Genomic DNA, 10,163 nt, shown 5'->3' on the forward strand with positions numbered 1-10,163 from the left:
TATTTGAAGTTGTTGGAGGGAAAGCAATGGAAAAAAGACGGTATAAGAGCACGGCCCTTGAGGTTTCGCTTCTGGGGCTGGGCTGTATGAGGCTGCCCAAGGTGGGGCCGGACACGGAGGAAATTGACAAGGCCCGGGCACAGGAAATTGTCGACTATGCCTATAGCCATGGGGTCAACTATTTTGATACGGCCTATATGTACCATGGCGGCGCGTCTGAACCCTTTATTGGGCCCGCGCTGAAAAAATATCCCCGTGAGAGCTATTGCCTCGCCAGCAAGATGCCGGTGTGGATGTGCAAAGATGAGGCGGAGGTCGAGCGTGTGTTCAATGAACAGCTTGCTAAATGCCAGGTTGACTATTTTGATTTTTATCTTTGCCATTCATTAAATAAAGATCATTTTGAGCGGATCGAGAAGCTGCATGTTTATGATTTTCTGCAGAGAATGAAAAAAGAAGGAAAGATATGCCGTTTGGGCTTTTCGTTTCACGATAAGCCGGAGGTTTTGCGCACCATTGTTGCCGCACATCAATGGGACTTTGCCCAAATCCAGCTGAACTATCTGGACTGGGAGATGCAGGATGCAAAAACGCAGTATGAAATCTTGACGGAGAACGGAATCCAGGTCATTGTCATGGAACCGGTTCGCGGCGGCGCGCTTGCCAGCCTGTGCCCGGAATCCGATGCCATTTTCAAGCAGGCTGAGCCCGAGCGGAGCGTCGCATCCTGGGCGGTTCGCTATGCGGCCTCTCTGCCGAACGTCCTGACGGTGTTGAGCGGAATGTCTAATATGGAGCAGGTGCAGGACAATGTTGCGACGATGACGGATTTTCGGCCGCTCTCCAGGGAAGAATACCAAATTGTGGAGCATGCGGTAGATACCTATAGAAAAAATAAGACGGTGCCCTGCACCGGCTGCCGCTATTGTATGGACTGCCCCTTTGGAGTCGATATTCCGGCGGTTTTCAGGCTGTATAATCAGTACGCTATTTCCGGCGACGCTGCCGGCTTTAAGGCAGAATATGAGCGGCTGGGCGCGGAGCATCAGGCCGCGGCTTGCAAATCCTGCGGCGCATGTACCCGGGTGTGCCCGCAGCATATCGAAATTCCCAAGCGAATGAAGGAAATAGCGGAGCTATATGCCAGCCTGTGAGCGCTCCCCGGGGCCGTTTCGCTTTCGGGAAAATATATGCAGCGGGCAGGATTTCTCCTGCCAGGATATTGACCATACGGTGCTGTCCGGCTGCCGGTTTGAGCTGGTGGACTTTTCGGATGCACTGCTGGAGTATTGTACCTTTGAGGCCTGCGTTTTTAATGCCTGTAAGCTGAATGGCGTGCTGCTGAAGAACTGCGCGTTCGTGAACTGTACGTTTCCCTACAGCGGCTTTTTTGCCGCTGAATTTCACCAGTGCAAGATGACGGGAAGCAGCTTTGCGGGTGCAAGTTGCGCCGGGGTATTGATTAAGGGCGGAGATTGGTCCTATACGGATTTACGGGAGCTCGACTTTAGCCGTATGAGGCTGTCCGGCGTGAGCTTTGAGGGGGCGGACCTACGGGAGTGCCGCTTTGAAAACGGCGCCTACCGCTCCTGCCGGTTTGATGGCGCTCAGCTGGCAAACGCCAGCTTTCAGGGAAGCGACCTGCGCGACAGTACCATGCGCGGGGTGGATATTTCCGCGGTTAAATTGAAGGCCGCGCGGATTGACCTGGAGCTCGCCGTCACTTTTGCCGAGGCGACAGGCGCGAAATTTGCCCCCTAGTGAGGAGAATCATCATGCTGGAAATAGAGCGGAAATTTTTAATCGATTCCTTTCCGGAGCTGCCGGTTTGGGAGGAAAAGCGCATGTGGCAGGGCTACCTTGCCACCGCCCCGGTGGTCCGCATCCGGCGTACACAAACGGCGGATGCAGTCAGCTGTGTACTGTGCATTAAGGGAGAGGGCAGCCTTATACGAAAGGAAATTGAGCTTCCATTGAGCCGGGAACAGTTTGAGGAGCTGGCGGGCCTGCTGGAGGGGCCGATGATTGAAAAAATTCAGCGGGTATACCAACTGCCGGGCGGGCTTAAGCTGGAGTGCAACTGCGTTGACCGGGACCGGCCGCCGGCGTTTTGGTATGCAGAGGTGGAATTTCCCACCAAAGAGGCGGCAATGGCCTTTGAGCCCCCGGCTTTCTTAGGTAAAGAGGTCACGGAGCAGTCCGGCTTTTCCATGCGGGAGTACTGGCTGCGCCGTCTTGGAGAAATGGACTGAGGGCCTGGCAAGCCTTCCCGAGCGGGCATGCAGGCGTTCAGCCCTACCGCATGTGCTTTACCGCCGGAAAGCATGCATAATAAACCTCAGAGCTGTACAGTTTATTTTGCAATGCCCAATAAGAAAGCTTTATTAAAAACATGGCGTAGTGTCACTTAGATCTACGCCATGTTTTTCTGTTTTTTGGAAACGATCGATTTTCTATGCTTGTTCCGTTATGAGACATAACGGAACAAACCGGAACGCGGTTAAATAATAATTTTCTGTACGCCAGAAGCATACGGAGGCTTATGAAGGGTATAAACAGGGCCTGGCGCGCCATTGCAGCAGACGGATAAAGCGAAAACGAACCAATAAAACGCAAACGGCAAATGCATGCTGCCTCTGCCGTTTATACATTATAATTTGTTTGTAAGTGCAATTATCCAGTTTACCCAACCCTTAATACTTGACGAACGGCGTTCATATGTGCTGTCGCTTTCTACTTGGTAAAGGTTTGACTGCTTCATGATACGGATTATGTCATTTGTAGCGGGCATTGCGCCTGCTTGCAGGTATAAACGCAGAGACATGTTGAAGGCCTTGTGCGACAATATGCGGTTGCAATACGCCAATTGGCGTTGTTTAAAACCTAAATTCAATATGCGCTGTCCGGCTTCGCTTATGGAATACATTGGCGTTCCGCTCTCTTTTTTCTTTTCAAGCAATCCTAAATAACGGGCAGCGTCCGTATAATAGTTGGTTTGTCTTGCGTCAAAGTCGTATCTTTCTGTTATATCGGTTCTGCTTAATTCCTGCATACTGACAAGTTCGCAAAGATTGATAATTCTTTCAAATTTATCTGCCTGAGGGAAAGGCACCTTGGGCTCGTCAACAACAATAGCGTTTTCTAAAACCGATTGAATATCAGACATGGAAATCGCGGTGTCTTCAACAGAATAGTTTTTTTGCTTTACCAATTGCAGGGAGCAGTAATGATGAGGATCTTCAAATGCGTATTCAAATAATCTGTAAATTCCATTAGAATAAACAAGGAAAATGGGCCTTACTGGTTTTGTAACGCGGCTTTGCCACACACGGAACGGGTAGTATAATTGCCTTATTAGAAAATCTTCCGAAAGATCTCTTTTCGCTTCAAACAGGGCTAAGGATGAAATGCCTTCATATGCTGCATCAATTTCAATTTGTGAATTATTCACGGCGACCTGATGAAAACAACCGGTTTTTGTATCTTTGATGTTAAACGAAAAAGAGCCCGAACCCATGCGGCCTGAAACGGTAGCTACAATGCCGCTGTCTTCCATAAAGTCAGCTATAATTCCAGAGGCAACCGCACAGTTTAATGAGATTGCCTCACTTGGGATATTATTGCTGTCTAAGCTTTGAATATGGGGAGGTAAAGACACCTTTGTTACCGGCAAGGTGCCTGTTTCAAATTTATGGTATGCGTCAAAATGCGCAATTATATAGTCGCCGCGGGTTATGGGCAAAATGGCTAACCTGTTGCTTGCAAACAGCTGGGGCAGGCTGCTCGTATGGTCGAATTTTGCCATTAAACGGGGTTCGCGAAATTCTTTAATTTGCGTGGCGGAAATATTAAAGAAACCTTCGCTTTCAACATGGCGCAAAATATCATATTTGTCGAATAGCCGTTCCCATGCGGCATTATTCAAATTTCTATTATTCATAATTTCGCACTACCACTTCATCAACGCCGCCGCGCTTGCTGCCTACAGAGTTTACGGCGCGTTTTGCCTGTACAACAGTTATATTATAGCCTGCATACTGTTCCATGATGAAAGGTGTGGCAGAGTTTGAAAGCATGAACTTTATACCCCGCCTGTTCAATTCATCACAGCATTGGCGTAAACGTATTTGTTCATTCTTGGAAAAACCGCCTTTTGCATATCCTGTAAAGCTCGCAGTTTCCGAAACCGGGTCATAGGGCGGGTCGATATAAACAAAAGTTCCCTTTTTTATGCTTGACAAGACCTCTGAATAATCTATGGAGGAAAAATGAATGTCCGCTGCGTTAAAATATGCGCTGACAGCACGCAGCACAGGTGCATTTACAATATTGGGGTTACGGTAATATCCGTACGGAGAATTAAACTCACCGGCGTTATTAACGCGGTAAAGGCCATTATAGCAAGTTTTGTTCAAATATAGAATGCGTGCCGCCTTTTCAACATCTGATAGAGATTGATATTTTTCCTTATCTCTATCCCAATTGCGAACAGAATAAAAATAATCGGCTTCGTTCTTGTGTTTTTTTAATTCTTCTATCAGGCCGTCAACGTTTTGCTTAATAACGCCATAAACGCCAATCAAATCCTTATTAATATCATTGACATAGGCCGTATTAGGCTGCAAGTGAAAAAGCAACGCTCCGCCGCCGACAAATGGTTCACAATAGGACGTTATCCTCTTTGGCAATAGTGGAGAAAACGTTTCTATAAGCTGTCTTTTGCCGCCTACCCATTTTAAAACAGGAGCAACAAGTTTGTTTTTCTTCATGGTAGGCGTGGTTCCTTTCCTAAAGACATAATAATACATAAAACACCATACCACAAGCAAACAGGAAAAGCAATAGAAAATATGCGGGGCCTTCTATCTTTCCACCCACATTTTTAACGAGTCCCCGGCGGAGGAACGAAACAGACAAACACCCGCGATACGGACGGGTGCCAAAAGGCTATACCCCAGCAATTACTAACCGGGACATTTTTGAAAGCCTCCCCCAATACGGCACAATAGGACAGGAAATAAAATGCCGAATGGGGAGGGAAAATTTGCTTTTGCTGGGCGCCGGCCGAAAGCACCGGGAGAAATTAACACAGCTGCTGAACCAGTAGGGTGTTGGCAGCACCGAGAGAGGAGGGAGAAGCCGTGACTGAATGCTCGTGTACGGTAAAGTATTACAAAAGAATTTGACAGACACCAGCCCCTCGGTTCCGTAACATAAAGGGAAATTGATAGAAAAGTTAATGATTACGTGATATAATTATGAATAAAATAATGGGATAAATGAGAATTTGAGAGGATAAACGAAATGGATTTTAAAAATTTATTGCCAGCTAAAAATCGAGACGAATTGCGGCAATGGCTTTTGGAAAACTATAATAAAGAATCCGAATGTTGGGTAGTTGTAAAGCGAGGACGACCAGTTGCTGATAAAACATTTTGGTATATAGACGCAGTTGAAGAAGCAATGTGTTTTGGCTGGATTGATAGCACCACAAAGAAAATAGATAACGAAATAACGGCACAAAGGTTAGCCCCTCGTAGAAAGGGAGGCCTATGGTCTGAATTGAATAAAGAACGCTGCCGCAGAATGGAACGATTAGGGCGAATGACAGATGCGGGACGCGCTATGTTGCCTGATATGACTGAGAAGGGATTTGTGATTGATAAAGATATTTTAGGCGCATTGCAAGCTGACGCAGAAATTTGGGCGAATTTTCAAAATTTCCCCCCGCTTTATCAGCGTGTGAGAATTGATACAATTCAGATTAAGAAAAAGCAGCCGAAACTGTTCCAGAGCCGCTTACAGAAACTTTTGGACAATACAAAGGCGAGAGTTATGTATGGCGAATGGAATGATAATGGGCGATTGCCTACGGAATAACAAATCTAAATTTAAAAATGAAAGGATAAAGAAATACATGAAGCTATTTATTTTTGGAAAATTTATAAATTCAGGTTATCAGCCCCCCTTGTTTTTCGGCGTGGAAAACGAGGGGGTATTTTCTTGTCCCTGGAACCTTGAAAACTAAATACCCATTCATTAGACCTGTTCTTGCCGCTGGCCTTACAAGCCGAGCTGCCTTAGCAAAATGCGCCATGAGTCCGGGGGAACATAGAAGCAGAATTACCTTGAATGCTGCTATTTTGCCTGGCTGTCTTTTCCCCGTGAGCGGTTCCCCTTTGCTATGATTGCTGGATGGCTGCCAGCAGAAGGCCATAACAGGCGGTAAGGTTAAAGATACTCCCGCCCGGCCGAGAACGGACGTTGTTCGTTTTAAACCGTCCGCAGCCAATGAGGGCGGCTGCATAAGAACCATGCAGAGGGTGGAAAGCCCGTGGAGCGGATACACTGTCAGCCATCTGATGACTTCCCATCCTTGTGTTTGATTTTTCTTTATAGTTCTTTAAAATACTGTAAACAAGAGTTATGTTATTAATATAATCTTAATGCTTCAGACGTCTTCTTTACATCAAAAAAAGCCCAGCTATGGTATAATTAAAAAGAATAGAAAAATGGGGTGAGGCAACATTGGAAAATATGGAGGTTGCTTATAAAGGGCATATAGACAGTCAAAGACAAGGGAGTCTGAAGATTTTCTTTGGCTATGCAGCAGGTGTCGGTAAAACCTACGCTATGCTTAAAGCGGCACATCAGGCGAAAAAGCAAGGGAGCGATATTGTAGTTGGGTATATTGAGCGTCACACCAGACCCGATACGCTTGCACTGCTTGAAGGATTAGAACAGCTTCCCAACAAAGAGGTTACTTATAAAGGCATTAAAATAAAAGAATTTGATTTAGATACCGCTCTTAAGCGTCATCCCCAAATAATACTTGTAGATGAATTAGCGCACAGTAATGCGGCAGGGTGCCGCCACACTAAACGTTATCAAGATGTTGAGGAGCTCTTGAGAGCTGGTATCGATGTTTATACAACAGTTAATGTTCAACATTTAGAATCTCTTAATGACCTAGTGGCCTCTATTACACAAATTGCCGTCAGCGAACGAATTCCTGACTCTGTGTTTGACTCTGCAGATCAAGTTGAATTGGTTGATATCGAACCAGATGATTTAATTGCCCGGCTGCAGTCGGGGAAGGTATATCGCAAAAATCAGGCTTCCCGTGCGCTTAATCACTTCTTTACGAGAGATAATTTGGCTGCACTTCGTGAAATAGCCTTACGGCGTACCGCCGATCGGTTAAGCCGGAATGCGCAAAAAAGCGGAAATGAAACTGTTGCAAAAGCTGGAGAGCATATCTTAATTTGTCTTTCAAGCTCTCCTTCAAATGCAAAGGTCATCCGAACAGCTGCCCGTATGGCGGAGGCTTTCCATAGTGGCTTTACAGCTTTGTTTGTTGAAACTCCCGAAACAAAAGAGTTGAAGGGCGAGAGCTTAAAAAGATTAAGGGATAATCTTCGGCTTGCAGAACAATTAGGCGCTCAAATTGCCACTGTTTATGGCGATGACCCGGCTGTACAAATTGCGGAATATGCCAAGGTTAGCGGTATTACGAAAATTGTTCTGGGAAGAACAAATCACAAATCCACAATATTTCTACGGAGTAAGACATTAGCAGATAAATTGACAAAATTAGCTGGAGATATTGATATTTATATCATTCCGGATGCTCAGTCTTTCTATAAGAAAAAATTTAATTTACTTCGAAAAGAGGAACAAAAATTTAAGTGGACCGATTTGTTGAAAGCAATACTGATCACATTGTGCGCAACAATGATCAGCTTTGGATTTTACATTGCCGGTCTTCGAGAAGCAAATATCATTACGGTGTATATTCTGGGTGTTTTACTCACTGCAATTTGGACGCACGGCCATTTATACGGCGCGCTTGCATCCTTGCTTAGCGTCATCTCCTTCAATTTCTTTTTTACTATTCCAAGATTCACATTAGAAGTAACAGATCCCGACTATCCGGTTACCTTCTTGATTATGCTGGCGGCAAGTATTATTTCGAGCTCATTGGCAACCCGTGTAAAAAAACAAGCCCGGCAATCTGCCCAAAAAGCTTACTATATGGAGCTTCTAATGAATAGCAGTCAAAAAATGCAGCAAGGGCGGGACGAACAGGAAATTATTGCCTTTGCAGCAGAACAGATAAGGGCGCTTCTGGATCGGCCAATTTTGTACTCTCTGGCTATAAAAGGAAAAGAGCTTGATTTTAAGGTTTATCCTCAGTCGGAAACAAATAAATTTATCGGGGCATTGACTCCGGAAGAAATAGGGGTTGCTGACTGGGTTGTAAAAAACAACAAGCACGCTGGAGCAACCACAAACACACTCTCTCACGCACAAAATCTGTATTTGTCTGTTCGAGGAAACCAGGAAGTTATGGGCGTAATAGGAATTCCGTCAAAATATTACCCGCAATTGGACGTGTTCGAGAAAAATTTGCTGATTTCTCTTCTAAACGAATGTGGATTGATTTTGGAACGTCGAAGGCTTCGGGCTGAAAAACAGGCGATTGAAATGGAAACGCAGAGGGAGCGCCTTCGTTCCAATTTATTGCGGGCGATTTCTCATGATCTTCGCACGCCGCTTACCAGTATCAGCGGAAATGCGGGCGTCCTGATGGAGAAAAGTATTTTGTTAGATGAAAGCAAAAAACAGGAGATATATAGTTCTATTTATGACGACTCGATGTGGCTTGTAAACCTTACAGAGAATTTATTGTCCATTACACGGATCGAAAATGGAACAATGCATCTCCAGATGAATGCGGAACTAATCGACGATGTATTTCGAGAGGCGGTCTCCCATGTGGACCGAAAAGCATCTGAACATGAGATATCAGTAGAACTTGCGGACGATCTTTTGATGGCGAAAATGGATGTACGATTGATTGTCCAAGTGATTATCAACATTGTAAACAATGCCATCAAATATACGCCAGAAGGTTCTCATATCTGCTTATCGGCAAAGAAAGAGAAAAAAATGGTGCGGATCTGCATTGCGGATGACGGACCGGGCATTTCAGATGAATCCAAGCTGCATTTATTTGATATGTTTTACACGGCAGATATTGGCAAAGCGGACAGCCGCAGAGGGTTAGGCCTGGGTTTAAGCTTATGTAAGTCTATTATAGATGCTCATGGGGGAAAAATTTCTGTCAGTGATAATAAACCGCATGGTGCGGTATTCTCTTTTACATTACCTTTAGAGGAAGTGAATTTCGATCATGTATAAACCGAAGATTCTAGTGATAGAGGATGATCCTGCTATCACTAACCTGATACGAACGACATTGGATACACAGGATTATCAGTATCATGCTGCGAAAAATGGGACAGGCGCGCTTTTGGATGCCGTTTCTTATAATGCAGATGTTATTATTTTGGATTTAGGGCTGCCGGATATGGATGGAGTTGAAATTATCCAAAAAGTGCGGGGTTGGAGTAATGTGCCCATTATTGTAGTAAGTGCCAGAAGTGAAGATCAGGATAAAGTAGAAGCCTTAGATGCCGGGGCTGATGATTATTTGACAAAACCGTTCAGTATTGATGAACTTTTGGCTCGCCTTCGTGTTGCCTTGCGCAGAAGCAGGGCGGATGAGGCCGCCTCCCAAGTACAAACCAATGTGTACCGCAATGGAGATTTAACCATTGATTTTGCTGCCGGCTGCGCTTATATGAGTGAGAACGAAATTCATTTGACGCCTATCGAATACAAATTGCTTTGTGTCCTTGCCAAAAACACCGGAAAAGTTTTAACGCATAATTATATTTTGAAAGAAGTCTGGGGAAATGCATCCGCATCGGATACACCTTCTTTGCGGGTGTTTATGGCAACCTTGCGGAAAAAGATTGAGCAAAACCCTTCTGCGCCGCAATATATTCAAACTCATATTGGCGTTGGGTATCGAATGATACGTCAATAAAGAAAAGTCTATATATTAATATGCTTTAATAACGTTGCCCATCTCGCATAAATGGGCAACGTTATTTTATTGTATGGAGAAAACCACTCGCTAGGCGAGTGGTTCAAAAGAAGGCTTATGCCGATGATGTAGACAAAAAAACTCCCTTTGCTAAAATAGAAGTGCGGTCTGCCAACTGCACGACAAAAGCAAAGGGAGGTCATTCGAAATGAACGACATGAATAGTTTAACGCATACGACGTGGAATTGCAAATATCATATCGTCTTC

8 protein-coding genes are annotated in these 10,163 nt (G+C 44.9%); 6 read left to right on the forward strand and 2 right to left on the reverse strand.

Annotated elements, in window-relative coordinates; genetic code table 11:
* Positions 1-26 precede the first annotated feature (26 nt).
* From DPQ25_RS11700 to DPQ25_RS11710, 3 genes are read left to right on the forward strand one after another with little or no spacing between them, the layout of a single operon-like run.
* On the forward strand, positions 27-1,154 hold the full coding sequence (locus tag DPQ25_RS11700) for an aldo/keto reductase (protein WP_112333357.1): 1,128 nt from the start codon (positions 27-29) through the stop codon (positions 1,152-1,154).
* On the forward strand, positions 1,141-1,761 hold the full coding sequence (locus DPQ25_RS11705) for a pentapeptide repeat-containing protein (protein WP_112333358.1): 621 nt from the start codon (positions 1,141-1,143) through the stop codon (positions 1,759-1,761). The genes DPQ25_RS11700 and DPQ25_RS11705 overlap by 14 nt, the downstream gene beginning before the upstream one ends.
* 14 nt (positions 1,762-1,775) lie before the next feature.
* Positions 1,776-2,252: a CYTH domain-containing protein gene (locus tag DPQ25_RS11710; RefSeq protein ID WP_242978322.1), complete on the forward strand. Its 477-nt coding sequence runs from the start codon at positions 1,776-1,778 to the stop codon at positions 2,250-2,252.
* Between the two features lie 398 nt (positions 2,253-2,650).
* Here the strand turns inward: DPQ25_RS11710 and DPQ25_RS11715 are convergent, their stop codons facing one another.
* Both DPQ25_RS11715 and DPQ25_RS11720 read right to left on the reverse strand, forming a co-directional pair.
* On the reverse strand, positions 2,651-3,940 hold the full coding sequence (locus tag DPQ25_RS11715) for a type II restriction enzyme (protein WP_112333359.1): 1,290 nt from the start codon (positions 3,938-3,940) through the stop codon (positions 2,651-2,653).
* Complete coding sequence (locus DPQ25_RS11720) at positions 3,933-4,769, reverse strand: DNA adenine methylase (RefSeq protein ID WP_112333360.1); 837 nt, start codon at positions 4,767-4,769, stop codon at positions 3,933-3,935. Before DPQ25_RS11720 ends, DPQ25_RS11715 begins: the two co-directional genes overlap by 8 nt.
* A 535-nt stretch (positions 4,770-5,304) precedes the next feature.
* Between DPQ25_RS11720 and DPQ25_RS11725 the strand changes: the two genes are divergently transcribed.
* From DPQ25_RS11725 to DPQ25_RS11735, 3 genes are all read left to right on the forward strand, one after another.
* A complete protein-coding gene (locus DPQ25_RS11725; protein WP_112333361.1) occupies positions 5,305-5,880 on the forward strand; it encodes a YdeI/OmpD-associated family protein in 576 nt (191 codons plus the stop codon).
* A 657-nt stretch (positions 5,881-6,537) separates the two neighbouring features.
* Positions 6,538-9,204: a sensor histidine kinase gene (locus DPQ25_RS11730; protein WP_112333362.1), complete on the forward strand. Its 2,667-nt coding sequence runs from the start codon at positions 6,538-6,540 to the stop codon at positions 9,202-9,204.
* Entirely contained in the window at positions 9,197-9,895 is a 699-nt protein-coding gene (locus DPQ25_RS11735; RefSeq protein WP_112333363.1) for a response regulator, read from the forward strand. Before DPQ25_RS11730 ends, DPQ25_RS11735 begins: the two co-directional genes overlap by 8 nt.
* Positions 9,896-10,163 lie beyond the last annotated feature (268 nt).

It is taken from the genome of Hydrogeniiclostridium mannosilyticum, from assembly GCF_003268275.1.
GTDB lineage: Bacteria > Bacillota > Clostridia > Oscillospirales > Acutalibacteraceae > Hydrogeniiclostridium > Hydrogeniiclostridium mannosilyticum.